Origin of the sequence: Nonomuraea solani (assembly GCF_900108335.1) — a bacterium.
Lineage (GTDB): Bacteria > Actinomycetota > Actinomycetes > Streptosporangiales > Streptosporangiaceae > Nonomuraea > Nonomuraea solani.
In genome coordinates, this window is record NZ_FNVT01000008.1 from 73,087 (window position 1) to 99,469 (window position 26,383).

The following is a 26,383-nucleotide window of genomic DNA, read 5'->3' on the forward strand; positions in this document are numbered from 1 at the left end:
AACATTTCTCGCGTGCAGATCGCGTTGCGGCACAGTTCCTACTCCATTCCTACTCCATGTGACGTCGTCCGCACGCCCCGACGGACGCCACTGGAATCTCACTGGAAGCAGGTCAAGGTGAAGCGCCCGCCATTGTTATCAGCCTGTCGGTGGCCTTGTGCGGTGTCAGGTCGGCCCCTCGTTGGTAGGCGGTTTCGTAGTCGGTACGGCCGAGCCGTTCCGCGAGTGCCTCCGCAAGCGAGCGCAGCTCGGTGTCGCCGTGGTCGAAGGCGCCGCGGATGGCCTTACTCAGGCCGAGCGCGGTGGCCGCGCCTGCCGGATCGCCCTCCAGCAACAGTAGCCTGGCCAGGAGTTGAGCAGCCAAGGGGGCATCCATGTTCGCCTGCGCCGCGTAGACAGCGCGGGGCAGTAGTTCGCGGGCGCGTACGGCGTTCCCGGCGGTGAGAAGGTTGGCCACCCGAGCGAGGAGCAGCCGATTGTCTGCGTGCTCGGCCGCCAGGGGCAGCTTGTGGGTGAGCGTCTCCATCCGATCGAGCTCTTGATCAGCGCGTTCGACCTCTCCGGAGCGGCGGTACAGCTCGGCCAGGATGCCGAGCGCCTCGATCTCCAGCGCCGGCTGACCACGCCGCCAGGCCGCTCGTTCGGCGATCTCGATGTCGCGCTTGGCGCCGGTCAGATCGCCGGCACGCACGCGTTCGGTGGCGAGCCCGAGCCGACTCGAGATCTCGTCCTGCGAGCCGAGGTCGATAGCGATCGCGAGGCTGTGCTCGTAGGCGGTGATCGCCTGGTCGTGGTCTCCGGCTATGGCGTGGTTCTGTGCCAGGCCATAGAGCGCCTTGGCCGCCCACCAGCGATCGCCGACCTCCTCGAACGCGTGCAGCGCCGTTGCCATCACGGTCGTGGAGCTTTCCCGGTCGCCCCGTCCGCGATGCCACATGGCTTCGATCATGAAGGTGCAGGCGATCGCCCAGCGGTCCGAGCCGCCGCGTACTCGGGCGATCTCCCTTTCGGCCAGCTCATCCAGCCCGAGCAGCGGTGCCATCACCAGCACGATCGTCAGCAGCATCGGGTAACGCCGCAGAGCGCCGGTGCGCACGCAGTCGTCGATGAGCGCGCCCAGCCGCTCGGTGAGCGGCTCGCCCGAGCCGATGATCAGATGGATCGCGGTGAACGCGGCCCGGGCGTCCGCGGGCAGCGCGTCGCCGAACTCGGCGACCTTGGCGACGTAGGCCTCGGCGCGGGCGTCGTAGCGGTGCATGACCCAGTACCAGTACAGCGGCCCGAGAATCCGGGCGGAGCCCGAGGCGTCGCCGCTTTTGATGACCGTTTGCAGGGCGTACATCAGGTTGTCGTACTCGGCCTGGAACAGCCGCAGCGACTCCGCCTGCTTGTCCGAGCGCAGCAGCGGCTCGTGTTCCTCGGCCAGGTCCGCGAAGTACCGGGTGAGCCCGCGCAGGACGGCTTCGTCCTCGCCTGCGAGCCGGAGCTTGTCCGCCGCATGGGCCCGGATGGTTTCCAGCATCCAGTAGCCGTCGCCGGCCCACTCCACAATGGACTTGTCGACCAGGGAGTCCAGGAGGTAGACGACCTCGTCCGCGCGAAGTCCCTCATCCGGATCCGCACAGACCGCCTCGATCACGGCGACACCGGTGCGCGCCGGAAATATCGACATCCGGCGGGCCAGCGTGCGCTCTTGTGAGGTGAGGAGATCCCAGCTCCATTCGATGACCGCATGCAGCGTCTGCTGGCGGGGCTGGGCGGTCCGGTTACCGGTGCTGAGCAGCCGGAAGCGGTCATCCAGCCGCCGGGCGATCTGTTCGGCGCTCATGGTCCGCAGGCGTGCCGCGGCCAGTTCCAGGGCGAGCGGCAGCCCGTCCAGCCGGCGCACGATGTCCACAACCGGCCGCGCGGTCGAGGCGTCCAGTGCGAAGCCGGGTCGTACGGCTCCCGCCCGGTCCAGGAACAGCCGCACCGCGGCCGATGCGGAGACACGATCGCGATCCGCGTCCGTCGGGGGGAGACCGAGGGGTCCCAGACGGCACAGCGCCTCACCCATGACGTCCAGCGGTTCCCGGCTCGTGGCCAGGATGGTCAGGTCCGGCTGGCGCTCCAGCAGCTGCCCGGCGAACTCCGCGACGGCTCCGGAGATCTGCTCGCAGTTGTCCAGCACCAGCACGCCCTCACCACCGGCGAGCAAGTTGACCACCCGCTCCAGCGGTGTGCCGGCCGGCTGGGCTCCGGCGCCGCTGAGCGAGCCCAGCACCGCCTCCACCAGCCCGTCGGCCGTGTCCACCGCGGCCAGGGAAACCAGCCAGACCCGGCCGCGCTGATGGACCCGATGCCGGCTCACCGCCTCCACGGCCAGCCGGGTCTTGCCCACTCCTCCGGGCCCCACGACGGTGACCAGCCGGGAGGTCTCCAACAACCCGGCCAGCAACCTCAACTCGTCCTCGCGGCCGATGAAGCGGGTCAGCTGGGCCGGCAGACGGCCTCGCACCGCCTCCGGCCGGACCTGTTCCGCCTCGGGGATCTCCAGCTCACCCCGCAGCACGGCGAGATGCGTCTTGCGCAACTCTTCGGAGGGGTCGACGCCCAGCTCCTCGGCGAGAGTCCCGCGGACCTGGTCGAACACGGCCAGCGCATCGGACTGGCGGCCCGCCGCGTGCAGGGCTCGCATGCGCAACCCGGCCAGTCGTTCCCGGAGCGGATGGGCCGCGGACGCCGCCTCCACATCGGCCAGAATCTCGCCGTGGTGGCCAAGCCGTAACTCCGCCTCGAAGCGGTCTTCGAGAGCCCCGATGCGCAGTTCGTCCAGGCGGGCGCCGGCCGTACCGGCAAAAGGAATGTCGCGCACGTCGGCCAGCGCCTCCCCCCGCCACAGCGCCAGCGCCTCCTCCAGCAGCGAGGCCGCCGGCTGCGCAGCGCCCGCCGCCAGTTCGCGGCTGCCTCGCTTGGCCTGTTCCTCGAAGCGGACCGCGTCGACCTGCTCGCTGCGCAGGCGCAGGCGATACCCGCCGGCCACCGTCTCCACCACCCCAGCCCCGGCCAGGGCCTTGCGCAGGCGGTGCACCAGCGCGTGCAACGCGTTGAGGGTGCCTCCGGAGGAGTGGTCCCCCCACAGGCCGTCGAGCAGCGAATCGACCGACACCACTTCGTTCCCGGCCAGTGCCAGCCTGGCCAGCAGTGCGCGAACCCTGGTGCCGCCCAGGTCGATCGGCGCGCCGTCGTCGGCATACGCCAGAACCGGCCCCAGCACCTCAATCCGCATGCCCGACAGGCTATCCGGTGGGCTGAGAGCGCCTTACAGCCAGCCGGTGCCGGTTGGAAGAGAGATATAAGAGGCCTGTCAGAGCTACCGAACATCGTGGAGGACGTAACGAAGAAGCATCCCGAAAGGCAGTGCGATGGCAATCATCACGAACGTGCAGCAGGTGCTCGACAGCGCGGTGGCCGAGTACGGCACGCCCGGCATCGTCACCGCGATGCAGGACGAGAATGGCGCCTGGACCGGGTCGGCCGGACTGTCCGACCTTGAGGCCGGCCGCCGCCGCGAGCCCGGGGAGCAGTTCACCATCGGCAGCGGCGCCAAGGCATTCACCGCCGCCGCGATGCTGACGCTGGAGGCCGAGGGCAGGCTGAGCCTCACCGACACCGTGGAGCAGTGGCTGCCCGGCGTAGTGCGCGGCAACGGCAACGACGGCCGTCAGATCACCATCGGCCAGCTGCTGACCCACACCAGCGGCCTGGGGATCACCGGCCTGAACGTCGAGATCGCGCGCAAATACCACACCCGGCCCGGGTTCGCCGCACACCGCTATGACGTCTGGACCGTCGAGGAGTTGCTGAAGCTCCAGATGGCCATTCCTCCGTTGTATGCGCCGGGTTCGGACTTCGCCTATAGCAACGGCGGCTACCACCTCGCCGGGGCAATCATCGAGAAGGCGACCGGGCGAAGCTACGAGGATGAGGTCGACCGGACAGTCGTCCAGCCGCTCGGACTGACCGGCACCTATGCGCGGGCCCTCGACGAGCGGCAGTTCCGGGGACCGCACGCCAGGGTCTACACCAGGCAGTTCATCAAGGACGGCGTGGACCCTGCAAGTCTCACGCCCGACAACTACGAGTCGCTGATGGAAGGCCCCGACTCCGATCCGGTCGACGTCACCGACAGGACCATCTGGGGGTGGGCCGCGGGCGGCGTCGTTTCGACCACCAGCGACATGCTCCGGTTCGCCAAGGCGATGATCACCGGCTCGCTGTTGCCGCCGGCGCAGCATCGCACGATGTGGAGCACGGTCCCCACCAGGGATTGGCTGCCCAACACCCGCTACGGCACCGGCGTGAGTCAATGGGCGCTGGCCGACGGCCGCACGCTCCACATCGTGGCCGGTGTGGAGCTGGGCACCGCCAGTTTCACCATGGGTACTCCTGACGCCCGACGCCTGGTCTCAGTGAACATCAACTGCGACTGGAACTGGTACCCGGTCTGCAGCCAGATCGCCGACTCGGTGTTCGGCTCACCCTTCCTCCCACCTCAGTAGCGCCTGCTGACATCGCCCGGACGGGCACCGCGCCACCGGCACGTCCGGGCGATCGCCCAGCCCGCAGCCGCCTGATCGGCCGTCGTTCCAAGGCCCTCGCGCGGCTCACCCATGGACCTCATTCCTCCTCATCGGCGGCCGGATCGCGAAACTCGCGCAGTCCTCCGGACCCGGATGGAGCAGACCGTGGGCGGGCGCCCACGACGCTTCGGCCGGCGGCTACGGGCGTGACACCGTTTCAACAGATCGCGGTGCCGGCGCAAGACGGTATCCGGCCGGACGAGCAGCCGCACCCGGCGCAGGACCGCACGCGGCAGCGATGTCAGCAGCACGGCGAGGAAGACCCGGCCCTCTGGCGCGAATCTCATCCTGGCATCGGCACCGAGTTGCCCTTCAAGCACGGTGATCCGATGGCGCAGGGCGCGTATCTCCACGTCCTAGTCCCGATCGCCCATCGGCGGTAACCGCAGCGCGGCAAAGGCGTTCGTGACGGCGAGACAGGCCAGGCGAAACAGCACGGTCGATCATCAATCCGCATGCGTCTCCCCTGCTGAAGGCCGGAGCTCGCGCACGCCATGCAAGACCAACATAGCCGTGAGCTGGGCGGACACAATTATCGGCAGGTGCAATGTTCCGCAGAGGAGGTCAGCACAATTCCGCTGCGAAGCGGCGGGATATGCGCCTCAGACGGCTTGATCAACTCTTTGCCGGAACAAGAGCCCTCCCCGACCCGGCATGCCCGCTGCACCTTCCGGATTGGCGTTCTCTTGATCGTCTTACGGGTCTGACCTGACGAACGCGTTCGCGGAACGCCCCGCCACGCGCCGGAACCGTGCCGAAGAGCATCCAGCGAGCAACCACGGGGGCACCTCAAGGCGGCCGGAGTCACTCGAAAACCGAGAAACCCCAGTTCAGCGCGCTGAGCTGGGGTTTCTGTGCGGTGCACCGCCAGGGACTCGAACCCCGGACCCGCTGATTAAGAGTCAGCTGCTCTAACCAACTGAGCTAGCGGTGCTGGCACGAAGAAATATACCGGCGATCGTCATCCTGGTCGAATCGGAATCCGCCGGACGCAACCGGCTAGAATAAAGTTCGGCCTGCAGACAGGGAGCATCGATGTTCGACTCGCCCGCCGAAGTGACGGAGCGGCTCGCCGCCGTGGACTACCTCTCCGACGACGCCATCTCCACCTCGGTGTTCCTGGCCGCGGCGCTGGGCAAGCCGCTGCTCGTCGAAGGCCCCGCGGGGGTCGGCAAGACACAGCTCGCCAAGGCGGTGGCCCAGACGACCGGGGCCGGGCTGGTCAGGCTCCAGTGCTACGAGGGGCTCGACGAGGCCCGGGCCCTGTACGAGTGGAACTACAAGAAGCAGCTCCTGCGCATCCAGGCCACCAGCGCCGACGACGACATCTTCAGCGAGGAGTTCCTGCTGGAGCGGCCCCTGCTCAAGGCCATCAGGTCCGCGGAGCCGACCGTGCTGCTCATCGACGAGACCGACAAGGCCGACGTGGAGGTCGAGGGGCTGCTGCTGGAGCTGCTGTCCGACTTCCAGATCACGATCCCCGAGCTGGGCACCATCGCCGCGACGCGCAGGCCGTTCGTGGTGCTCACCTCCAACGCCACCCGCGAGCTGTCCGAGGCGCTCAAGCGGCGCTGCCTCTACCTGCACATCGAATACCCGACCCCGGAGCGCGAGCGCGACATCGTGCTGGCCCAGGTGCCCTCCATCCGGGCCGACCTGGCCGAGCAACTGGCCAGGACCGTGGCCACGATGCGGGCGCTGGAGCTGAAGAAGGCGCCGTCCGTGGCCGAGACCGTGGACTGGGCGAACACGCTGCTGGCGCTCGGCCGCGACGAGCTCGACGAGGCCACCGTGGCGGGCACGCTCGGCGTGGTGCTCAAGCACGCCTCCGACCAGGCGCGGGCGATCAAGGAGCTGGGGCTGTCCGATGCCTGAGCGGGGCTCGCTGGTCGACCGGCACGTCGGCTTCGTGCACGCGCTGCGCGCCGCCGGGGTGCCGGTCTCGGTGGCCGAGGGGCTGGACGCCGCGCACGCCCTGCGGGTGATCGAGCTGGGCGACCGGGAGTCGCTGCGGGCGGCGTACGCGGCCACGCTGGTCAAGAAGCCGGCCTACCGGCCGGGGTTCGACGTGTTGTTCGACCTGTGGTTCCCGGCGTCCACCAGCGGGCTGCGCGCGCACGACCGGCCGGAGCCGGCGACGGCCGAGGTCAAGGAGCTGCGCGAGCACCTGGCGGGGCTGCTGACCGGTTCGACCGACCAGGAGCTGCGCGAGTTCGCCGAGGCCATGGTGGAGCGGTTCGGCCGGCAGCAGGCCGCGCCCGGCCGCCAGAACTGGTTCTCCTACAGCGTCATGCGCGCCCTGTCGCCCGAGACGCTGATGGCCGGCATCCTGCGCGATGTCCTGCAAGGCCGGGAGCGCGGCGGGCTGGCGGAGAAGACCGTACGCCAGCGGGTCAACTCCAACCTGCGGCGCTTCGAGGAGGCCGTGGCCACCGACGTGCGCCGCCGCATCGCCGAGGACTCGGGGATCGAGCGCATCGCCCGCTCGGCCGTGCGGCCGCCGATCGACCAGATCGACTTCCTGCGCGTCACGAAGGCCGACCTGGCCAGGCTGCGCAGGGAGGTCTATCCGCTGGCCAGGCGGCTGGCCGCCCGGCTGACCATCAAGCACAGGAAGGGCAGGCGGGGCCGGCTCGACTTCCGCAGGACCATGCGGGCCTCGCTGCAGAGCGGCGGCGTGCCGCTGACGACCCACTTCAAGCCGCCCCGGCCGCACAAGCCCGAGCTGGTGATCCTCTGTGACACCAGCGACTCGGTCTCGTCGTTCGCGCACTTCACGCTGCTGCTCACGTACGCGCTGCGCGAGCAGTTCACCAAGGTCAGGGCGTTCGGGTTCGTCGACACGGTGGACGAGATCACCCGGTTCTTCCAGCCGGGCGCCGACGTCGTCGAGGCGATGACCAGGCTGGCGAACGAGGCCGACATGGTGCGCTTCGGCCGTACCAACTACGGGCACTCCCTGGAACGCTTCGCCGAGCGGTACGCCGACGCCATCGGCCCCAAGACGTCCCTGCTCATCCTGGGCGACGCCCGCTCCAACTACCAGCCGCCCGCCCTGGACGTGCTGAAATCACTCGCCGCCCGGTCCCGCCACGCCTACTGGCTCAACCCTGAGCCGAAGCAGCAGTGGGACACGGGCGACTCCATCGCGAGCGACTACGGCACGATCGTCCCGATGTACGAGTGCCGCAACGTCACCCAGCTCACGGCGTTCATCGAGAGCATCGCCTAAACGCGCTGCAGCTCGCGGGCCGCGGTGCGGGACAGCAGCTCGATCTGCGCGGCGTCGAGCACGTCGACGTCGGCCGCCTTGATCAGCCTGGCCGTCAGCCGCGGCTTGAGCAGCGTGAGCCCCTCGCCCATCACGACGCCGTTCTTGGGCAGGATGCCGCAGTGCACCGCGATCATGGGCCGGATCGTCACCGGGACCCCGGTCTCGCGGGTCAGCAGCTCGGCGAACGCCTCGGCCGTCTCCACCAGCGGCTTGGCGACCTTGCTGCCGTATTTCTCGCCGAAGAACAGCCGCCCCGCGTAGCAGGCGATCTCGATGTCCGGGCTCCACGACTCGTTGTCGATGATCCACAGGCCGCCCGGCCCGATCACGAGGTGGTCGATCGACGCCTGGCCGCGGATCGCACGGCCGTCGAGGACGTGGTAGCCGAGCCGGTTGAGCGACCGGCGCAGCGTCCTGCCGGTGATCACCTCACCCCGCCGGGCACCACGCCACACGGCCGTCCGGTGGAACGAGTACCAGTAGAAGCCCCAGTCGGCTCCGGCCACGATCCCGCCCAGCAGCAGGCCGAATAGCGGAGAGGCGCCGGTGAGGTCGAACCGCAGGGCAATCGCGACGCCGATGACGAATCCCACGCCGGCCTTGACGTACCGGTGCTTGCGCCGGTTGGGAGCGTCCTCGCGCCAGAACTTCTCATACCACCACTGCGGGGATGACCCTGTGTACTTCTCGTTCTGCTGCACGTAGATAGAGCCACCGGGCACGGCAAACTCCCCGAATGAGTAGGTGTTTCACAGGATCTGCCACGCCGAAGATCCCTCGCCGGTCAAGAGATACCCGCCCCTTAACCAAGGCAAGCCTAAGGTGAGGAGTTTGGCACCGGCAAGACGGTCAACCGACCAGTCGGTATGCTAAGGCACGTGACCAAGGGGGATCATGTGAAAGAGGAACCGGTCAGGCAGCGGTTGCTGGCCGAGGCCACCCGGCTGTTCGCCGAGCGCGGCTTCGAGAGCACGTCGGTCCAGGAGATCGTATTGGCGGCCGGCGTCACAAAAGGCGCCATGTACCACTATTTCGACTCCAAGGATGACCTGCTCCACGAGATCTACGCCCGCGTCCTGCGCATGCAGATGGACCGGCTGACCCAGATCGCCGACGGGCCCGGCACGCTGCGGCAGCGCCTGCACAAGGCCGCGGCCGACGTCGTGGAGACGACGACCGCGAACCTCGACGACTCGAAGATCTTCTTCAGGTCGATCCACCTGCTCGCCTCCGAGACGCAGAAGACCGTGCGCGCCGAGCGCCGCCGCTACCACGAACGCTTCCGCGCCCTCGTGGCCGAGGGACAGCGGGCCGGCATCTTCGACGACCGCGTCCCGGCGGAGCTGGTCGTCGACTTCTTCTTCGGCTCGGTGCACCACCTGGGCACGTGGTTCCACGCGGCGGGGCCGCTGACCGGCGCCCAGGTGGGCAGGCACTTCGCCGACCTGCTGCTCAGCTCACTCGGGGCCGGGGACACCGACGAGTGAGGCCAGCGCCTCGCGGTGGTCGCCGGGCGTGCCCAGCGCGATCTCGGTGGCCTTGGCGCGCTTGAGATAGAGATGTACGGGGTGCTCCCACGTCATCCCGATCCCGCCGTGCAACTGCAGGGCTTCTTCGGCCACGTGAACAGCGACCCCGGCGTTCCACGACTGGGCGACCGCCACCGAAATGTCGGAAGTGTCGGCCGCGGCGCCACGGGCCGCCGCCCTGGCCCGCACCACGTCCAGCCACAGATCCGCCAGCCGGTGCTTGATCGCCTGGAACGACCCGATCGGCCGGGCGAACTGGTGACGCTCCTTGACGTAGGCCAGCGTCGTCTCCAGGCACCACTCGGCCACCCCGAGCTGCTCGGAGGCCAGCAGCCCGGCCCCGAACCGCAGCACCCCGGCCAGGTCGCACGCCCCCACCCGCCGGGCCGGCGCCCGATCGAACGTGACGGTGGCGACCGGCCTGGTCAGATCGAGCGAGGAGACGACCGCCACAGAGGCGCCCTCGACCGCGTACAGGTCGCCGTCCACCGGCACCAGCAGCACGTCGGCCACCTCGGCCCCGGCCACCCCGGTGACGGTGCCGGTCAGCCGGTCACCCTCCAGCCGCACCTCCGCACCCCGCTCCGGCCGGTACGGCGACGCCGCGAACGACACCACCAGCGCGGCCGTGATCCGGCCCTCGGCCAGCTCACGGAGCAGCGGATCACGGGTGGGCAGCAGCGCCTGCGTGGCCAGCACCGAGCTGGTGAAGAACGGCACCGGCGCCACCGCCCGGCCCAGCTCCTCCAGCACCACGGCCACCTCGCTCGCCGAAGCGCCGGCGCCGCCCAGATCCTCGGGAACGAGCAGCCCGGCCACCCCGATCTCGCCCGCCAGCGTCTTCCACAGGTCCAGGTCGTACGGGTCGGACTCGATCCGCTTGAGCACCGCGGCGGGCGGGCACCGATCGGCGAGCAGCCCGCGCACGGCGGACCTGAGCTCTTCCTCGACCTCCGAGTACAGCAGCGTCATCGCGGCAGGTCCTTCCAGGGCACGTCCTTGTCGACGCGGGGTTCCGACGGCAGGCCGAGCACCCGCTCGGAGATGATGTTGCGCAGGATCTCGGACGTGCCGCCCTCGATCGAGTTGCCCTTGGCCCGCAGATAGCGGTAACCGGGGTCACGGCCGTAGAAGTCGACGTCCTCGGAGCGGCGGAACGTCCAGTCGCCGTAGCCCAGCTCGCGCCTGAACTCCACGTCGAACCCCGACAACGCCTGGTTGAGCCGGGCGAACGACAGCTTCATCCCCGACCCCTCGGGCCCCGGATGGCCCGCGGCGAGCTGCTCGCGCAGCCGCGCCCCCGACAGCCGGGTCACCTCGGCCTCCACCCACAACGACAGCAGCCGCTGGTGCAGCTCGTGCGTGCGCAGCTCCGGCCGCTCGCGCCAGGCGTCGAGCACGGAGGCCACCATGCCGCCCCCGCGCCGCGTGGGCGCGCCGCCGATCGCGACCCGCTCGTTCATCAGCGTGGTCTGCGCGACCCGCCAGCCGTCGCCGACCTCGCCCAGCCGCAGGTCGTCGGAGAGCCGCACGCCGGTCAGGAACACCTCGTTGAACTCGGCCTCACCGGTGATCTGCCGCAGCGGCCGCACCTCGACGCCGGGGGCGTGCATGTCGCAGATGAAGTACGTCATCCCGCGGTGCTTCGGCACGTCCGGATCGGTACGGGTGACCAGGATCGCCCACCGGGAGTGATGGGCCCCGGACGTCCACACCTTCTGGCCGTCCACCACCCACTCGTCACCGTCCCTGACCGCCCGCGTCCCCAGCGTGGCCAGGTCGGACCCCGCGCCGGGCTCGCTGAAGAGCTGGCACCAGATCTCCTCCCCGGTCCACAGCGGCCGCAGGAACCGGCGCCGCTGCTCCTCGGTCCCGAACGCCAGGATCGTCGGCGCCGCCATCCCCAGCCCGATGCCCTGGAGCCCGGCGCTGATCTGCGGCGTGTTCACCAGCTCGCGCTCGACGACCTGCTGCAGCTCCCGGTGCGCCCCCAGGCCACCGAGCCCCTCGGGAAACCACACCCAGGCCAGCCCGGCGTCGAACCTGGCCCGCAGGAACTCCAGCCGATCCCCGTCAGGGTCGTGCTCCCCGAGGAACGCCGCCAGCCGCTCCTTGATCTCCGCCTCGTTCACATCCACCTCTTCAGCTCGCGATAGGCCAATGACCGCTTGTGGACCTCGTCGGGCCCGTCCGCCAGGCGCAGGGAGCGGGCTCCCGCCCAGAGGGCGGCCAGCGGGAAGTCCTGGGAGACGCCGCCCGCGCCGTGCACCTGGACGGCCTTGTCGAGGATCCACTCCACCGTGATCGGGGTGGAGATCTTGATGGCCTGGATCTCGGTGTGGGCGCCCTGGTTGCCCGCCGTGTCCATGAGCCAGGCGGTCTTGAGGACGAGCAGGCGGGCCTGCTCGATCTTGATGCGGGACTCGGCGATCCAGTCTTGAACCACGCCCTGCTGGGCCACGGGCTTGCCGAAGGTGGTCCTGGACAGGGCCCGCCGGCACATCATCTCGACGGCGCGCTCGGCCATGCCGATCAGGCGCATGCAGTGGTGGATGCGGCCGGGGCCGAGGCGGGCCTGGGCGATGGCGAAGCCGCCGCCCTCCTCGCCGATGAGGTTGTCCGCCGGCACGCGCACGTCCTCGAAGACGATCTCGGCGTGGCCGCCGTGGTCGGCGTCGGTGTAGCCGAACACGTGCATGCCGCGCTTGATGTGCAGCCCGGGGGTGTCGCGGGGCACCAGGATCATGCTCTGCTGGCGGTGCTTGGGCGCGTCGGGGTTCGTCTTGCCCATGACGATGAAGATCTTGCAGTTGGGGTTCATCGCGCCGGAGATGAACCATTTGCGGCCGTTGATCACGTATTCGCCGCCGTCGCGGACGATGGAGGTGGCGATGTTCGTGGCGTCGGAGGAGGCCACGTCGGGCTCGGTCATCGCGAACGCCGAACGGATCTCGCCGTCGAGCAGCGGGGTCAGCCACTCCTTGCGCTGCCACTCACTGCCGAACATGGACAGCACTTCCATGTTGCCGGTGTCGGGCGCGGCGCAGTTGGTGGCCGTGGGGGCGAGGGACGGGCTGCGGCCCATGATCTCCGCGAGCGGCGCGTACCGCAGGTTGGTCAGCCCGGCGCCGTGCTCGCCGGGCAGGAACAGATTCCACAGGCCGCGCTTCCTGGCCTCGTCCTTCAGGTCGTCCAGCAGCGGCGGCGGGCTCCAGCCGCTGGTGGCCGCCTGCTCTTCGAAGGCGGGCTCGGCGGGATAGACGCATTCGTCCATGAAGCGGAGCAGTCGCTCGCGCAGGTCCTCGGTGACGGTGTCGAAGGCGAAGTCCATGCCGTGAGCCTACCGACCGGCCGGTATGAGTGTCGACAGGTGGTTCCCCGCAAAAAGGGTCAGGTGGCCATAATCAGGACTTCTTGCACGCCCTAAAGTTGCCGTCATGACCGCGCAACTTCCCGCTCCCGTGGTGCTCGAGAACGACGTCGTACGGCTTGAGCCCCTCTCCATGGACCACGTGCCCGACCTGTTCGCCGCCGGCGGCGGGGACGAGGAGGTCTGGCGGTGGATGCCGGTCGCCGCGCCGCGCAGCGAGGCGGAGCTGGGCAAGATCGCCCGCGGCCTGATCGACGACGACAAGCACGTGCCGTTCGCCGTGGTGCCGAAGGAGGGCGGCCGGGCCGTCGGCTGGACCACGTACGCCGACGTGCCCGGGTTCGACGAGAGCATCGAGATCGGCTGGACCTGGTACGGCCGCGCCCACTGGCGCACGGCGGTGAACACGAACTGCAAGCTGCTGCTCGTCGGCCACGCCTTCACCGTCGGCTACAACCGCGTGCTGCTCAAGACCGACGTGCTCAACCTCCGGTCGCAGAACGCCATCAAGCGCATCGGCGGCGTGCACGAGGGCACCCTGCGCCGCCACCGCAAGAGGCCCGACGGCACCTGGCGCGACACCGTCTATTTCGGCATCCTCGAAGAGGAGTGGCCGCGGCACAGGGCCCGCCTGGCGTGAACCACCCGTAGAAGGGCGGCGTCTCATCCGGCATGACTGATCGCCTGGGAGGCTATTGGCTCGGTGCCCGGCTCGACACCGGCGGGCAGGTCATCGTCCGCGAGGCGTACGACGAGTCGGGCGCGCGCCATGCGCTGGGCCTGCCCGACCTGCCGGACGACGAGGCCAGGGCCAGGTTCGCCGCCTGCGCCGAGGCCGCCGGGCACGTGCGCTCCCTGTCGGTCGCCGGGCTGACCGAGGCGTGCCTGTGGGGGGAGCCTCCCTACCTGGTCAGCGAGTACATCGAGGGCCCCACCCTGCGCCAGGTCGTCGACCGGCACGGCCCGTACACGGGCGACGACCTCTACCGGCTGGCCGCCGCGACGGCCACCGCGCTGGCGGCCGTGCACGAGGCGGGCGCGACGCACGGGGCGCTCACGCCGGACAAGGTCGTCCTGGGGGCCGAGGGGCCCCGGCTCGTCGGGCTGGGGCTGGCGGGCGATCTCGGCGGGCCGCCCGCGGACCTGCTCGCGTGGGGGCGGCTGCTGATCTTCGCCGCGTACGGCCCCGACGACCGATTAGGCGGCGGCGAGCGCCTCGACCGCCCCTTACGCGGGCTGGTGGCCGCCGCGCTCGACCGCGACCCCGAACGCCGCCCGAGCGCCCGCCAGCTCCTCATGTCCCTGCTCGACGCGCCCCAGTCCCAGCAGGGCCGCCTGCTGCCTCCCGAGCCCATCGACGACCCGCCGCTGGGAGCCCGCGCCGAGGCCGTCTATCTGGCGCTCAGCCCGGCGGAGCAGGAGCTGGTGCCGGACGTGTTCCTGCGGCTGGTGGGGCTCGACGCCGACGGCACCGACACCGTGATCCGCGCCGCCCCGGACGAGCTGGTCGCCGGGCGCGGCGCCGAAGAGGTGGCCGCGATCGAGCGGGTGCTGGCGGCGTACGGGAAGGCGGGGCTGGTCAGCGAGCGGGACGGGCTGTCCATCGCGCACGCGGCCCTGCTCCGGGCCTGGCCGCGGCTGCACGAGTGGCTCGACGGCGAGCGCGACGGACTGCCCGTGCACCGGGAGCTGGCGGGGGCGGCCCGGCAGTGGGAGGCGGGCGGGCGGCGGGAGGCGCAGCTCTTCGAGGGCGAGCCGCTGGACCGGGCGCTGGCGTGGGCGGCGGGCGCGCGGCGGCGGGTGACGCTGAGCGCGGGCGAGCAGACCTTTCTCGACGCCGGCATCGGACGGGTACGCCGGCGGGCGCGCAGGCGGCGGACCGCCACGGCGGGGCTGCTGGCGGGCCTGCTGTCGGTCGCGCTGGTGGCGGCGCTGGTCGCGCTCTGGCAGCGCGATGCCGCCGAGGTGCGGTTCGACGAGGCGATGGCGCGGGTGGCGGCGTCCAGGGCCGAGTCGCTGCGGCTGGCCGACCCGGTGACGGCCCGCAAGCTGAGCCTGGCCGCCTACCGGCTGGCGCCGATTCCCGAGGCCCGCAAGGCGCTGACGGCCCCGGACGCGGCCATGGACGTGTTCGCCGACCCGTACGCGGGGCCGCGCTCGCTGCACGCCGTCACCGGCGACGGGGCCACGCTGGCGGCGCTGGACGAGGGCACGCTGCGGCTGTACGACCTCGAGTCCGGCCGCCCGATCGCCACCCTGCCGGGGCCGGTGCAGAGCGTGCGGGCGCTGGCCTGGTCGCCGGACGGCCGCACGCTGGCCCTGGTCGGGGTGGACCGCTCGTACCTGTTCGACCTGTCATCCAGAACCCTCGGGCCGCCGTTCGGGCGGGGGCTGGGGGCGTCGGGGGAACAGTCGGCCTGGTTCAGCCCGAGCGGCGGGCTGCTGTTCGCGGCGGCCCGGCAGACGGGCGAGCGGTGGGCGTGGGACCTGAAAGCGCGGCGGGCGGCGTACGTGGGCGAGTACGTGGTGGTCGGGCCCGGGGATCGGGTGGCGCTGGTGTTCGAGGGGAAGCGGTCGGAGATCAGGCGGCCGGGCCGGACGTCGCCCGCGCCGTGGCTGGACCGGATGCCGTGGGAGTACACGACGTTCGCGCCCGGTGGAGACCAGGTGGCGATCGCGGAGGAGGGCGGCATCCAGATCTACGGCCTAGACGGGGTGCCCGCCGGTGACGACCGGCTGCGGCCCTCGCCGGGGCACCTGCGCTTCAGCCCGGACGGGCGGCTGCTGGCCAGCACGGACAGCGACCGCGTACGGGTCTGGCGCCTCGCCGACGCCCCAAGCCCCGCCGACGTCCCAAGCCCCGCCGACGCCCCAAGCCCTGCCGACGTCCCAAACCCCGCCGACGGCCCGAGCCCGCCTCTCGGGGGTGGTGACCTGATCGTGGACCGGCCGGTGGCGGCGGCCGGGGCGGACCGCCCGGCGCAGGCCGTCTTCACACCGGACGGGCACCGGTTGCGCGTGCTGACCGGCCGGGGCGTCGTACTCACCCTCGACCTGCGCGGCGAGCCCGCCCCCAGAGACCACGCCGCGCACGTCTGCTCCCGCTACGGCGGCCTCTCCCCCATGGAGTGGGCCAGGCACCTGCCGGAGCTCCTCTACCGCGAGGTCTGCTGAGCCGGCGGGGCACAATGGCACCGTGATGAGCCTGGACCATCTCGTGTACGCGACCCCGGACCTGCCGGCGACCGTGGCGGACCTCGAAGGTTCGCTCGGCGTACGAGCCGCGCCAGGCGGCCGGCACCCGGGCTTCGGCACCCGCAACCACCTGATCGGGCTCGGCGGCAGGAGCTACCTGGAGATCATCGGCCCGGACCCCGAGCAGGACCCGCCGCCCGATCCCCGGCCGTTCGGGATCGACGAGCTGACGGGCGCGGCGCTGGTGAGCTGGGCCGTGGCGGTCGAGGACATCGACGCGGCCGTCGCGCGGGCCCGCGCCCAGGGCTACGACCCCGGCGACGCGCGGGACATGTCGCGGCACACCCCGGCCGGTGACCTCCTGAGCTGGCGGCTCACGCGGCCGCAGGGCCTGGTGCCGTTCCTCATCGACTGGGGCGCCACCCGGCACCCGGCCGAGAGCGGCCTGCCGGCCGCCGGCCTGGTGTCCCTGACGATCGGCCACCCCGACCCGGGCGCCCTCACCAAGGACCTGGCGGCCGTCGGCGTCTTCACCGACGTCGTGCCCTCCCCACGCCCCCATTTGACCGCCGTGCTGTCCGGGAGGCACGGAGAGGTCACGATCTAGCGCAACATCCCGGCGAGGAGATCGCGCAGGGCGTCGTGGATCTCGTCGAGGGTGGGCACGGCGCCCGCCCCCACGATGGCGTCGAACATGATCCCTTCGCCGAAGGCAACAAGCTGGCGCGCGTGACGTACCGGATCCGATGACCCCAGGGTCGCCAGCATGACCACGGCCGGGTCGCGGAAGCGGCGCCCGGCCTCGTCGTAGATCTTGCGGAGTTCGGGCCGCCTGGTCGCCTCCAGCGCCAGCTCGTAGCGGGCCAGGGTGCGCCTGCGGTCCTCCAGTTGCACGAACAGCGCCTCGGCCATGAGCGCGGGCAGCCCGTCGACCTCGTACGACCCGTTCTCGTAGGCCGCGCCCAGCGCCCGCATCTCCAGCTCGGTGAGCCGCGACAGCGTCAGCTCCAGCAGCGCGGCCCGGGTGCGGGCCAGGTTGGAGGTGGAGCCGGGCGGCAGACCGGCGGCCTCGTCGACGGCCCGGTGGGTGAGGCCCCGCATGCCCCGCTCGGCCAGCAGGGTGATGGCCGTGTCGGCGACCGTCTCTGAGCGTTTCACGAGACCCCATATTACCGGGCTAACTACAGGCGTAGTATGTTGAAACTACAGACGTAGTACGAAGGAGGGCCTGCGATGGCCAGGGCAGTGGTGATCGGCGGAGGTGTCGGCGGGCTGACCGCCGGGGTGGCGCTGCGCCGCAAGGGGTGGGACGTGACCGTGCTGGAACGCGTGCCGAAGATCGAGCCCGTCGGGTCGGGGCTGGCGATCTCGGCCAACGCGCTGAAGGCGCTCGACGCCGTCGGGCTGGGCGACGACATCCGCAAGCTGTCCACGGCGGAGGGGCGCGTGGGCCTGCGGCGCTCGGACGGGACCTGGCTCGTGCACACCACCGAGGCGGGCGCGGACAGCAGGTACGGCGACTCGATGGTCGTCCTGCTGCGGGCCACGCTGATGGACGTGCTGGCGGACGCCCTCGGCCGCGACCACCTGCGCCTGGACACGGCCGTCTCAGAGGTGGACGCGGTGAAAGGCGTCGTACGCACGGAGGCCGGCGATCTCGAAGCCGACCTCATCGTGGGCGCCGACGGCATCCATTCGGCCACCCGGCGCGCGCTCTTCCCCGAGCACCCCGGCCCCGTGTACGCGGGGGTGACCGCCTGGCGCGGCCTCATACCGCGCAATGGCCTGACGATCCCCAGGTCGGAGAGCTGGGGCCGGGGCACGGTGTTCGGCATCCACCTGCTGGAGGGCGACGTCGTCTACGTCTACGCCACCGACGCGCTGCCCGCCGGAACCGTGCACCAGGACGAGCGCGCGGAGCTGCTGCGCAGGTTCGGGACCTGGCACGACCCGATCCCGGCGCTGCTGGAGGCGGCCGGCCCCGGCCGGATCCTGCGCAACGACATCTATCACCACGCCACGCCGCTGCCCGCCTATCACCGGGGCAAGGTGGCGCTGGTGGGCGACGCGGCGCACGCGATGACGCCGAACCTCGGGCAGGGCGCCTGCCAGGCGATCGAGGACGGGGTCGTGCTGGCGCACGTGGCCGGCGGCGACCTGGCCGCCTACAGCGCCGCGCGGATGGAGCGGACCACGAAGATCGTACGGCGGTCGGCGGCGCTGTGCCGGATCTCCCAGTGGCGCAACCCGATCGCGGTCGGCCTGCGCGACCACGGACTCGCGACGGCGGCCCGGCTCAGCCCAGATCTGATGTTGCGGTCGATGGACGAGATGTTGCGGTGGCGTCCACCGGCGGACCCTGGACGGTGACCGTGCGCTCCAGCGGAGCCTTGACGGTGACCGTGCGCTCCAGCGGAGCCTTGACGGTGACCGTGCGCTCCAGCGGAGCCTTGACGGTGGCCGGCGTGTGGTGGTCGGGCGTGAGCCGCCCCAGGGTGATCGTGCCGCCGATGGTCAGGGCGGCGGCCAGCACGGCGGGCACGGCCGTGGAGGGGTTGGTCGGCAGCGGCTCGCCGAGCAGGATCGCCCCGGCCAGCACGGAGGTGATGGGGTCGATGACCTGCACCCCGGCGTAGGCGATGCCGAAGTAGCCCACGGCGTAGGAGCGCTGCAGCAGCACCGTCGCGCAGATCAGCAGCACGGGGATGGCCAGGCTGAACCAGTGGATCAGCCGCCCCCAGTCACCCTCCATCCCGCCGCCGACCACGCGCACGAAGGTCGACACGCTGGCAGTGGCCACCCCGGCGCTGGCGGCGAGCAGCAGGGCCTTGGCCGAGCCGCGCGCCCGGCTCGCGGCGAACTGGGTGGCCAGCGTGATGGCCGCGATCACGGCCACGAACCCGAGCGCGGCGCCGTCGCTCAGCCTGGGCGTCACGTTGTGCGTGGGCACCAGCAGCATGAGCCAGAGCAGGCCCACGGCGACGGCGATCGAGCCGAGGATCTCCGCGCGGTACGGCTTGCGCCCGTACATGAACGCGGCCAGCGGCACGGCGAACACCAGCGTCGCCACGCTGATCGGCTGGACGGCCACCAGCGGGGCGAAGCTCAGCGCCACGGCGTGCAGGCAGGCGCCGGTGAAGCTGATGGCGCCGCCGATCCACCAGCGAGGCCGCCGCACCAGCCGGAGCGAGGCGCCCTCGGCCACGGCCTCGTACTGCTGCAGGGCCGCGCCGAGTGCGTAGCCCAACGCCCCTGCCAGGGCGATCAGCATGCCGACCCAGGTCATCGCGGCCCACGCAGGGCCATGGATCCTTTCAAGAGCATTGCTCCAGCTTATGAGGCCCGCGAAGCGGCAGAATCATCCTTTAGGCTGAAAATTCAACTCTTGGGGGGTGCGACCCGCACGGACATGTGGCGGATCCTTGAGCTTCGCACCGTGTGTCATGCCTGCTCAGGGCATACGCAGAAGAGGTGACCCTGCGGATCCTGGAGGACGATCCAGCGGGTGCCCTCGTCGGTGACGCCCGGCTGGAACTCGGGCTTGGTGGCCCCCAGTGCGACGTACTCCGCGACCGCCTTCTCGACGTCCGGGACCCGGAAGTCGAAGTGGAACTGCTTGTCGGGGCTGGGCCACGTGACCGGCTTGCGGTCGGCGACGCGGCCGAAGTAGACGCTGGTGGTGCCGTCGCTGATGGCGGCGTACTCGTCCTCGGAGTAGGTGATCTCCATCCCGGTGACCTCGTGGTAGAACGCGGCCAGCGCCTTGGGGTCGGAGCAGTCGATGCTGAAGGCCAGAAGCCGTGCTTTCGTCGTCATGGGACCAGCCTCCCAGCCGTACCTGCCATCTTCTGTCAGGTACACGAAAGGGCCGCGCCCGGAAAAACCGGGCGCGGCCCCATCGTGCGACGCGCGGTCACCCAGGGAAGCGGCCGTAGTAGTCCCCCAGCCGCGTCCGGTACTCGGTTTCCTTGAACGCGTCCTCGTCGAACTCGGGCGCGGCCTTGATCTCGGCCTTGGTCCGGGCCACGAACACGTTGCGTTCCTGGGGATCGATGCTCGTGATCACCTGCGCCGGAAGCATGACCTTCTTACCGAAGATCCACGGGCCGGTGTCGACGATGAGGTAGCTCTCGCCGACCTCGTACGTCGCCTCATCGACGGACCCGATCTTCCCGTCGGTGGCCTGAACGTGGTAACCCACGAGGTCCAGGGCCTGCCCACGGTCGTAGACGTCAGGACGATAGTTCCAGAGCTCCATCGAAGCTCGTCCCCTCTCTTCTTTCCGTCTTCTCGGGCATAGACCCAGCTACCCGTCAGTATCCCGGTAAACCCGTAAGAATACGTTTGACGTTCTTTAACCATCTATCAAGCTGTTGCCACCACCCTCTTGCCATCGGACGGGAGACAACATGCGAGTCAAGTCAGAGCGGTTATACGAGATCGACGGCCTCCGCCTGCTGGCCGCGCTGTTCGTCGTGCTCTTCCACTACCTGTTCTCGGGGTGGGCGAACGGCAAGACGAACGTGACCTTCGTCGCCGAGAGCGCGTGGGCGAAGTACGGCTATCTGGGCGTGGACCTGTTCTTCCTGATCAGCGGGTTCGTCGTGTTGATGAGCGCGTGGGGCAGGACCCCGCGCCAGTTCGTGGTGTCGCGGGTCGTGCGGCTCTATCCCGCGTACTGGGTGGGCCTCGCGGTCACGGCCGTCGTCACCGTGACCCTGGGGCAGAAGTTGTTCTCGGTGACGCTGCCGCAGGTGCTGGCCAACCTGACGATGTTCCAGGCGGTCCCCAATATCGACAACGTGGACGTCGTCTACTGGACGTTGTGGGCGGAGATGCGGTTCTACTTCCTCATCCTGGCCCTGACCTTCATCGGGATGACCAAGGGCCGGGTCATGGCGGCCCTGTGGGGCTGGCTGGCGCTGACGTTCCTGGTGCAGTTCGGGATCCTGCCGGGGAAGGCGGACCTGATCGTGCAGTCGGAGTTCTCGCACTACTTCATCGCGGGCATGGCGCTGTTCATGTTCTACCGGTTCGGGCTGAACTGGCAGATCGCCCTGCTGGTGCCGATCTGCCTGGGCAACGCGGTCTACCGGGCCATCGGGTTCTCCGAGTCGGTGGGTAACCGGTATTCGGTGACGTACTCGCCCGTGATCATCACGGCCGTGGTCGTGCTCATCTTCCTGGTGATGACGTTCGTGGCCCTGCGCGTGACCCGGCCGCTGGCCCGGCCGGGGATGGTGGCGGCGGGAGCGCTGACGTACCCGCTGTATCTGCTGCACGCCCACGTCGGCTTCATCCTGCTGGCCAGGCTGGAGGGCACGGTCAACAAGTACGTGCTGGTCGTGGGGCTGATCCTGGTGATGCTGGGGGCCGCGTACCTGGTGCACCGGTTCGTCGAGCGACCGCTCGCCCCGAGGATCAAGCGGCTGCTGTCGAAACGCGAGCCGGTCGAGTCGAAGCAACCCGTGGGGAGCCCGACAGGATGAGCTGACTGTCCTGACAACCGCTCGCCAGAAGCGGACCGGGAGCCCCTGATGTGGATACGATCCGCGTCACGGAGTGTAAGGGGAGCAGGATGAGTCTCGATGGCGGACACGAGTGGGCTCCTCCCGGAGTCGATCCTGAGCGGCCCAGTGTGGCGAGAGTGCACGACGCGCTGCTCGGCGGCATGGAGAACTTCGCCTCCGACCGGTCGGTGGCCCGCAAGCTGAAGGCCGCGGTGCCCGAGGTGGTCGATCTCATCTGGTGCAACCGCGCCTTCATCGGCCGGGTCGTCGACTTCCTGATCCGCGAGGCGGGCATCCGGCAGATCATCGACCTCGGCGCCGGGCTGCCCACGGTGGAGAACACGCACGAGGTGGCCCAGTTCGCCGACCCGGCGGCCCGGGTGGTCTACGTCGACATCGACCCCATGGTGGAGCCGCACGCGCGGGCCATCCTGCACGGCAACGCGTACGCGGACGCCATCACCGCCGACGCCCGCGACGTGGACGCCGTGCTCGGTCACCCGTCCCTGCGCGCCCTGATCGACGTGCGGCAGCCCACGGCGATCCTGGTCATCGGGCTGCTGCACCTGTTCTCCGACCAGGAGGACCCGCACGCGCTCATCCGGCGCTACATGGACGCCCTGGCCCCCGGCAGCTACCTGGCCGCCTCGAACTTCCTGGCCTCCGACAACCCGAAGGCCAAGGCGCTGGAGGTCATGCTGCAGGCCACCATGGGCACCGGGTTCTTCCGCGACGAGGCCGCCATCCTGCGCTTCTTCGACGGCCTGGTGCTGGTCGAGCCCGGGGTGGTGCACTTTCCCGAGTGGCATCCCGACGAGCGCATCCCCGGCCCGCTGGCGCCCTGGGAGGAGCTCCTGCTGGGCGGGGTCGCGCGGAAGCCCTGAGGCGATAAGGTGGCCGCATGCCGCACCGGTTGATCTGTTCCCCTCCGCCCGCCCTGTAGCGGGCGGCATTTCCTGATTTTCCGGGTCTGACAGATCCGGGGGTGGTCGCTGCCCGCATACGGGCCCTCTTTCGACCACTCCTTTCGGAGCACCCCTGTCATGACCCATGTCTCCGCCCGCCGGGGCGCCTTCTACGTGTCCGTCGCCGCGACCGCCTGGGGCACCGGCGGCGCCGCCGGATCCCTGCTCTTCCAGACGGGCGGCCTCGGCCCGCTCGGCGTGTCCCTGTGGCGCTACCTGCTCGGCGCCGTCTTCCTCCTCGTCCTGGCCCGGCCGGTCCTGCGCGCGATCAACGGGCGCGTCCTGATCGCCGGCGTCGGGATGGCCGTCTACCAGGCCGCCTACTTCGCCGCGATCGCCCAGTCCGGCGTGGCCGTCGCGACGGTGGTGACGATGGGCGCCACCCCCGTCTTCACCGCCCTGGGCAGCCGCTTCCTGCTCCACGAGCGGCTCGGCAGGACCGCGCTCGCCGCCCTGGCCGCCGCGCTGGCCGGCCTCGCCCTGCTCACCGGCGAGAGCGCCCTGCAGGCCCGCGCGTCGTCCATGGCGGGCATTTCCTTCGCCCTGATCTCCGCCGCCGGGTACGCCGGGGTCACGCTCTTCTCCCGCCGCCACAAGGACGACGACCCGCGCGGCATGGCGATCGGCGGGTTCCTCGTCGGCGCGGTGTGCCTGGCGCCGTTCGCGCTGATGGAAGGGGTGGTGCCCGAAGTGAGCTGGACGTCGCTGGGGCTGCTGGCCTATCTGGGGGCGGTGCCGACCGCGCTCGCGTACGGGCTGTTCTTCCGCGCGCTCACCGCGCTGCGGGCCACCACGGTGTCGATCATCTCGCTCGGCGAGGCGGTGGGCGCGGCGCTGCTCGGCGTGGCGCTGTTCGGCGAGCGGCTCACGCCCCTGGCCTGGTGCGGGTGCGCGCTGCTGCTGGCCGCCGTCGCCGTACTCGCCTCACGTGCCGATGCGGCGTGATGTGACGGCGCAGGGCGCCGGATGAGTTAGGGTCCGGTACGGCGACGCTTGCCGTATCGTCGCTCCGCGGCCCTCCCTTGAAAGAGGGAACGGTGTCGGCGAAGCGCGCGTTGGAGGAACTGTGGCCTCGATTAAGGGAATACTGAGGAACCTCCTGGATCGTCCAGGCGGGGTTCCCCTGACTTCCTACCAGAAGATCGTCAAGGCGGCCGACGGACGGTCCGCCCGGATCGGTGAGCTCGACGAGCTGCCCGAGCCGAAGATGGACGATCTGGCCGAGTTCTGCGCCATCGCGCGCGAGGCCGCCGACCGGACGCTGGGCCTGCGGCCCTACGACGTGCAGTTGCTCGGAACGCTGGCCCTGCTCGACGGCAAGGTCGCGGAGATGGCGACCGGCGAGGGCAAGACCCTCTCCGGCGCCATGGCGGCGGCCGGTTACGCGCTGCAGGGCAAGCGGGTGCACGTCATCTCGGTCAACGACTACCTGGCCAGGCGTGACGCCGAATGGATGGGCCCGTTCTACGAGGCGCTCGGCGTCACCGTGGGCTGGATCGGGCAGAGCTCCACGCCGGAGGAGCGGCGCGCGGCGTACGCGAAGGACGTGACCTACGGGCCGGTCAGCGAGATCGGCTTCGACGTGCTGCGCGACCGGCTGCGCACCGACGCCGGCGACCTCATCGTGCCCGCGCCCGAGGTGGCCCTGATCGACGAGGCCGACTCGGTGCTCGTCGACGAGGCCCGCGTGCCGCTGGTGATGGCCGGGGCGGCCGACCCGGGCAGCGCGGTGCCGGAGATGGCGGCGCTGGTCAGGCAGCTCGTCCGCGGCTACCACTACGAGATCGACGAGCAGGCGCGCAACGTCTACCTGACGCCCAAGGGCGCCGACAGCGTGGAAAACCTGCTCGGCGTCGAGCTCTACGACGAGCACGAGCCCGGCAACCTGATCGAGCTCAACCTGGCCCTGCACGCCCACGCGCTGCTGGCCCGCGACGTCGACTACATCGTGCGCGACGGCCAGGTGCAGCTCATCAACCCCTCGCGCGGCCGGGTGGCGCTGCTGCAGCGCTGGCCCAACGGCCTGCAGGCGGCCGTGGAGGCCAAGGAGGCGCTGCCGCCGAGCGAGAAGGGCGAGATCCTCGACTCGATCACCGTCCAGGGCCTGATCCGCCGCTACCCGCAGATCTGCGGCATGACTGGCACCGCCGTGGCCGTCAGCGAGCAGCTCGGCGAGTTCTACGGTCTCAAGGTCGCGGTGATCCCGTCCAATCAGCCCTGTGTGCGCACCGACGAGCCCGACCGCCTCTACCCGACCGTCCCCGACAAGGACGCCGCGCTCGTGGAGGAGATCCAGGAGGCGCACGCCACCGGCCGCCCCATCCTCATCGGCACGCTCGACGTGGCCGAGTCGGAAAACCTCGCCAAGCTGCTGCAGCGGCGCGGCATGGAGCCGGTCGTGCTCAACGCCAAGAACGACGCCGAAGAGGCCACGATCATCGCCAGGGCGGGCGAGCGCGACGCCATCACGGTCTCCACCCAGATGGCGGGCCGCGGCACCGACATCCGCCTCGGTGAGGGCGTCGCCGAGCTCGGCGGCCTCTACGTGATCGGCTCCGGCCGCCACGCCAGCAGCCGCCTCGACGACCAGCTCCGCGGCCGCGCGGGCCGCCAGGGCGACCCGGGCGGCTCGGTGTTCTTCGTCAGCATGCAGGACGACCTGATCACCCAGTTCGTCCCCGACGAGCGGCCGCCCGCCGCCGACGCCGACGGCATCGTCCGCCACCGGCGCGGCGCCTACCTGGTCGGCCACGCCCAGCGTGTCGCCGAGGGCGTCAACCTGGAGATCCACCGCAACACCTGGCGCTTCACGCGCCTGCTTGAGCACCAGCGCGAGCTCATCCTGGAGTGGCGCGACAAGGTCCTGCACGGCGACGCCGCCGGCAAGGCGCTGGCCGGCAAAGACCCCGAGCGCTGGGAGTCGATGGACGAGGAGACCCGCGAAGACGTGGCCAGGCAGATCGTCCTGCACGCCATCGACAACTGCTGGACCGAGCACCTGGCGTTCCTGACGGACCTGCGCGAGGGCATCCACCTGCGCGCGCTGGGCCGGATGAGCCCGGTCGACGAGTTCCAGCGGGAGGCGGTGGCGGAGTACAAATCGATGCTGGCCGAGGTGGAGCGGCGCTCGCTGGAGTCGTTCGAGGCGCCGGAGCCGGATCTGGGGCGGCCGACGGCGACGTGGACCTACCTGGTGCAGGACAACCCGTTCGGCACGGAGTGGGACCGCATCCTCAAGCGGGTGACCGCGGCGACGCGGCGCGGCTGATCAGGGCCATTTGGGGTCGCCCAGCGGCTCGATCGGGCCGTCGAGCACGCCCAGCCGTTCCAGCAGGGTGATGAACGTGGCCGCGTACGGCGAGTGCGCCGTCACGGCGGCCACCCGCGGCCAGTCGACCTGCTCGCGCAGCGCCCGCACCTGGGCCAGCAGCGCGCCATAGTCGCAGGCGTGCTCCGACAGCGGCAGCAGCCACGAGATGACCAGGTCGGTGGCCTCCAGGACGGGCACGATCACCGCCGACGCCTTCAGCGGCTCGGCCCGGTCGAGCAGCTCGTCGGTGATCTCCAGGTCGGACACCCGGAAGATCAGGTCCACCAGCCGGCCCTCGTCGTACGCCTTGACCAGCCAGTCCTCCGGCGGCTTGGCCGTCTGGAAACCCAGCCCGCGCAGCGCCTCCAGGGCGGCGGGCACGTCGTGCTCGGTGAGCACGAAGTCGACGTCGTGCAGCGACGGCGCCGCGCCCCGCGCGTAGGCCGCGCACCCCCCGGCCAGCGCGAACTTCACTCCGGCATCCTTCAGCCCGGAGCTGGCGCGCTTGAGCGTGTCGAGGATGGCGTCGGTGACGGCGTGACCGTGGCTGCTCATGAGTTCGGGCTACCCAAACGATCGTCAACTAGACGTTGCCCTTGGGGCAACAC

Annotated in this window: 22 protein-coding genes and 1 tRNA gene; 12 read left to right on the top strand and 11 right to left on the bottom strand. The window is 70.5% G+C overall.

All coding sequences use genetic code 11. The annotated features are described in order from the left end of the window. Positions 1-112: 112 nt before the first annotated feature. Positions 113-3,268, bottom strand: a complete 3,156-nt coding sequence (locus tag C4V41_RS27935; RefSeq protein ID WP_103958929.1) for a BTAD domain-containing putative transcriptional regulator — start codon at positions 3,266-3,268, stop codon at positions 113-115. Positions 3,269-3,404: 136 nt separating this feature from the next. Here C4V41_RS27935 and C4V41_RS27940 point away from each other — a divergent pair, with 136 nt between their 5' ends. Next, entirely contained in the window at positions 3,405-4,541 is a 1,137-nt protein-coding gene (locus tag C4V41_RS27940) for a serine hydrolase domain-containing protein (RefSeq protein ID WP_103958930.1), read from the top strand. A 941-nt stretch (positions 4,542-5,482) separates the two neighbouring features. Here C4V41_RS27940 and C4V41_RS27945 read toward each other — a convergent pair. Then, positions 5,483-5,556, bottom strand: a tRNA-Lys gene (locus C4V41_RS27945). Between the two features lie 101 nt (positions 5,557-5,657). On the opposite strand from C4V41_RS27945, the gene C4V41_RS27950 reads away from it, so the two are divergent. Both C4V41_RS27950 and C4V41_RS27955 read left to right on the top strand, forming a co-directional pair. Next, positions 5,658-6,497: an AAA family ATPase gene (locus C4V41_RS27950; RefSeq protein ID WP_103958931.1), complete on the top strand. Its 840-nt coding sequence runs from the start codon at positions 5,658-5,660 to the stop codon at positions 6,495-6,497. Beyond that, a complete protein-coding gene (locus C4V41_RS27955; RefSeq protein ID WP_103958932.1) occupies positions 6,490-7,854 on the top strand; it encodes a vWA domain-containing protein in 1,365 nt (454 codons plus the stop codon). Before C4V41_RS27950 ends, C4V41_RS27955 begins: the two co-directional genes overlap by 8 nt. Here C4V41_RS27955 and C4V41_RS27960 read toward each other — a convergent pair. Then, complete coding sequence (locus C4V41_RS27960) at positions 7,851-8,618, bottom strand: nuclease-related domain-containing protein (protein WP_103958933.1); 768 nt, start codon at positions 8,616-8,618, stop codon at positions 7,851-7,853. The two genes, C4V41_RS27955 and C4V41_RS27960, sit on opposite strands and share 4 nt — an antisense overlap. A gap of 144 nt (positions 8,619-8,762) precedes the next feature. On the opposite strand from C4V41_RS27960, the gene C4V41_RS27965 reads away from it, so the two are divergent. Continuing rightward, positions 8,763-9,383: a TetR/AcrR family transcriptional regulator gene (locus tag C4V41_RS27965; RefSeq protein ID WP_103958934.1), complete on the top strand. Its 621-nt coding sequence runs from the start codon at positions 8,763-8,765 to the stop codon at positions 9,381-9,383. On the opposite strand, the gene C4V41_RS27970 is transcribed toward C4V41_RS27965, so the two are convergent. Genes C4V41_RS27970 through C4V41_RS27980 form a run of 3 tightly spaced genes read right to left on the bottom strand, consistent with a single transcriptional unit; the run spans position 9,354 to position 12,756 of the window. Beyond that, positions 9,354-10,397: an acyl-CoA dehydrogenase family protein gene (locus C4V41_RS27970; RefSeq protein ID WP_103958935.1), complete on the bottom strand. Its 1,044-nt coding sequence runs from the start codon at positions 10,395-10,397 to the stop codon at positions 9,354-9,356. The two genes, C4V41_RS27965 and C4V41_RS27970, sit on opposite strands and share 30 nt — an antisense overlap. After that, the gene (locus C4V41_RS27975; protein ID WP_103958936.1) at positions 10,394-11,557 is read right to left on the bottom strand and encodes an acyl-CoA dehydrogenase family protein; all 1,164 of its coding nucleotides are present in this window, start codon (positions 11,555-11,557) and stop codon (positions 10,394-10,396) included. The genes C4V41_RS27970 and C4V41_RS27975 overlap by 4 nt, the downstream gene beginning before the upstream one ends. Continuing rightward, positions 11,554-12,756, bottom strand: a complete 1,203-nt coding sequence (locus C4V41_RS27980) for an acyl-CoA dehydrogenase family protein (protein ID WP_103958937.1) — start codon at positions 12,754-12,756, stop codon at positions 11,554-11,556. The genes C4V41_RS27975 and C4V41_RS27980 overlap by 4 nt, the downstream gene beginning before the upstream one ends. Positions 12,757-12,862: 106 nt before the next feature. On the opposite strand from C4V41_RS27980, the gene C4V41_RS27985 reads away from it, so the two are divergent. From C4V41_RS27985 to C4V41_RS27995, 3 genes are read left to right on the top strand one after another with little or no spacing between them, the layout of a single operon-like run. Further along, the gene (locus C4V41_RS27985) at positions 12,863-13,435 is read left to right on the top strand and encodes a GNAT family N-acetyltransferase (protein WP_103958938.1); all 573 of its coding nucleotides are present in this window, start codon (positions 12,863-12,865) and stop codon (positions 13,433-13,435) included. A 32-nt stretch (positions 13,436-13,467) separates the two neighbouring features. After that, complete coding sequence (locus C4V41_RS62030) at positions 13,468-15,969, top strand: nSTAND1 domain-containing NTPase (protein ID WP_160150408.1); 2,502 nt, start codon at positions 13,468-13,470, stop codon at positions 15,967-15,969. Positions 15,970-15,994: 25 nt separating this feature from the next. Next, a complete protein-coding gene (locus tag C4V41_RS27995; RefSeq protein ID WP_103958939.1) occupies positions 15,995-16,597 on the top strand; it encodes a VOC family protein in 603 nt (200 codons plus the stop codon). On the opposite strand, the gene C4V41_RS28000 is transcribed toward C4V41_RS27995, so the two are convergent. Further along, a complete protein-coding gene (locus tag C4V41_RS28000) occupies positions 16,594-17,148 on the bottom strand; it encodes a TetR/AcrR family transcriptional regulator (protein WP_200824275.1) in 555 nt (184 codons plus the stop codon). The genes C4V41_RS27995 and C4V41_RS28000 overlap by 4 nt on opposite strands. 75 nt (positions 17,149-17,223) lie before the next feature. Between C4V41_RS28000 and C4V41_RS28005 the strand changes: the two genes are divergently transcribed. Beyond that, complete coding sequence (locus tag C4V41_RS28005; RefSeq protein WP_103958940.1) at positions 17,224-18,360, top strand: FAD-dependent monooxygenase; 1,137 nt, start codon at positions 17,224-17,226, stop codon at positions 18,358-18,360. Here C4V41_RS28005 and C4V41_RS28010 read toward each other — a convergent pair. From C4V41_RS28010 to C4V41_RS28020, 3 genes are all read right to left on the bottom strand, one after another. Continuing rightward, entirely contained in the window at positions 18,287-19,276 is a 990-nt protein-coding gene (locus tag C4V41_RS28010) for a DMT family transporter (protein ID WP_200824276.1), read from the bottom strand. The genes C4V41_RS28005 and C4V41_RS28010 overlap by 74 nt on opposite strands. 155 nt (positions 19,277-19,431) lie before the next feature. Further along, positions 19,432-19,806 carry a VOC family protein gene (locus tag C4V41_RS28015; protein WP_103958941.1) on the bottom strand — a complete coding sequence of 125 codons (375 nt, stop codon included), beginning with the start codon at positions 19,804-19,806 and terminating at the stop codon, positions 19,432-19,434. Between the two features lie 97 nt (positions 19,807-19,903). Beyond that, positions 19,904-20,248 (bottom strand): hypothetical protein, encoded by a 345-nt coding sequence (locus tag C4V41_RS28020; RefSeq protein WP_103958942.1) that lies wholly within the window; start codon positions 20,246-20,248, stop codon positions 19,904-19,906. Between the two features lie 151 nt (positions 20,249-20,399). Between C4V41_RS28020 and C4V41_RS28025 the strand changes: the two genes are divergently transcribed. From C4V41_RS28025 to secA2, 4 genes are all read left to right on the top strand, one after another. Beyond that, on the top strand, positions 20,400-21,479 hold the full coding sequence (locus C4V41_RS28025) for an acyltransferase family protein (protein ID WP_103958943.1): 1,080 nt from the start codon (positions 20,400-20,402) through the stop codon (positions 21,477-21,479). An 89-nt stretch (positions 21,480-21,568) separates the two neighbouring features. Continuing rightward, positions 21,569-22,384, top strand: coding sequence for an SAM-dependent methyltransferase (locus C4V41_RS28030; RefSeq protein WP_103958944.1), 816 nt, complete (start codon positions 21,569-21,571; stop codon positions 22,382-22,384). 159 nt (positions 22,385-22,543) lie between these two features. Next, entirely contained in the window at positions 22,544-23,410 is an 867-nt protein-coding gene (locus C4V41_RS28035; protein ID WP_103958945.1) for a DMT family transporter, read from the top strand. A gap of 121 nt (positions 23,411-23,531) precedes the next feature. Further along, positions 23,532-25,733, top strand: coding sequence for an accessory Sec system translocase SecA2 (secA2, locus tag C4V41_RS28040; protein WP_103958946.1), 2,202 nt, complete (start codon positions 23,532-23,534; stop codon positions 25,731-25,733). On the opposite strand, the gene C4V41_RS28045 is transcribed toward secA2, so the two are convergent. Beyond that, entirely contained in the window at positions 25,734-26,330 is a 597-nt protein-coding gene (locus C4V41_RS28045) for a nucleotidyltransferase (protein ID WP_103958947.1), read from the bottom strand. Between the last annotated feature and the right edge of the window lie 53 nt (positions 26,331-26,383).

Coding starts and splice junctions, on each gene's coding strand:
- C4V41_RS27935 (WP_103958929.1), bottom strand. CDS start 3,268: ATGCGGATTGAGGTGCTGGGGCCGGTTCTGGCGTATGCCGACGACGGC.
- C4V41_RS27940 (WP_103958930.1), top strand. CDS start 3,405: ATGGCAATCATCACGAACGTGCAGCAGGTGCTCGACAGCGCGGTGGCC.
- C4V41_RS27950 (WP_103958931.1), top strand. CDS start 5,658: ATGTTCGACTCGCCCGCCGAAGTGACGGAGCGGCTCGCCGCCGTGGAC.
- C4V41_RS27955 (WP_103958932.1), top strand. CDS start 6,490: ATGCCTGAGCGGGGCTCGCTGGTCGACCGGCACGTCGGCTTCGTGCAC.
- C4V41_RS27965 (WP_103958934.1), top strand. CDS start 8,763: ATGCTAAGGCACGTGACCAAGGGGGATCATGTGAAAGAGGAACCGGTC.
- C4V41_RS27970 (WP_103958935.1), bottom strand. CDS start 10,397: ATGACGCTGCTGTACTCGGAGGTCGAGGAAGAGCTCAGGTCCGCCGTG.
- C4V41_RS27980 (WP_103958937.1), bottom strand. CDS start 12,756: ATGGACTTCGCCTTCGACACCGTCACCGAGGACCTGCGCGAGCGACTG.
- C4V41_RS27985 (WP_103958938.1), top strand. CDS start 12,863: ATGACCGCGCAACTTCCCGCTCCCGTGGTGCTCGAGAACGACGTCGTA.
- C4V41_RS62030 (WP_160150408.1), top strand. CDS start 13,468: ATGACTGATCGCCTGGGAGGCTATTGGCTCGGTGCCCGGCTCGACACC.
- C4V41_RS27995 (WP_103958939.1), top strand. CDS start 15,995: ATGAGCCTGGACCATCTCGTGTACGCGACCCCGGACCTGCCGGCGACC.
- C4V41_RS28005 (WP_103958940.1), top strand. CDS start 17,224: ATGGCCAGGGCAGTGGTGATCGGCGGAGGTGTCGGCGGGCTGACCGCC.
- C4V41_RS28010 (WP_200824276.1), bottom strand. CDS start 19,276: ATGACCTGGGTCGGCATGCTGATCGCCCTGGCAGGGGCGTTGGGCTAC.
- C4V41_RS28015 (WP_103958941.1), bottom strand. CDS start 19,806: ATGACGACGAAAGCACGGCTTCTGGCCTTCAGCATCGACTGCTCCGAC.
- C4V41_RS28020 (WP_103958942.1), bottom strand. CDS start 20,248: ATGGAGCTCTGGAACTATCGTCCTGACGTCTACGACCGTGGGCAGGCC.
- C4V41_RS28025 (WP_103958943.1), top strand. CDS start 20,400: ATGCGAGTCAAGTCAGAGCGGTTATACGAGATCGACGGCCTCCGCCTG.
- C4V41_RS28030 (WP_103958944.1), top strand. CDS start 21,569: ATGAGTCTCGATGGCGGACACGAGTGGGCTCCTCCCGGAGTCGATCCT.
- C4V41_RS28035 (WP_103958945.1), top strand. CDS start 22,544: ATGACCCATGTCTCCGCCCGCCGGGGCGCCTTCTACGTGTCCGTCGCC.
- C4V41_RS28045 (WP_103958947.1), bottom strand. CDS start 26,330: ATGAGCAGCCACGGTCACGCCGTCACCGACGCCATCCTCGACACGCTC.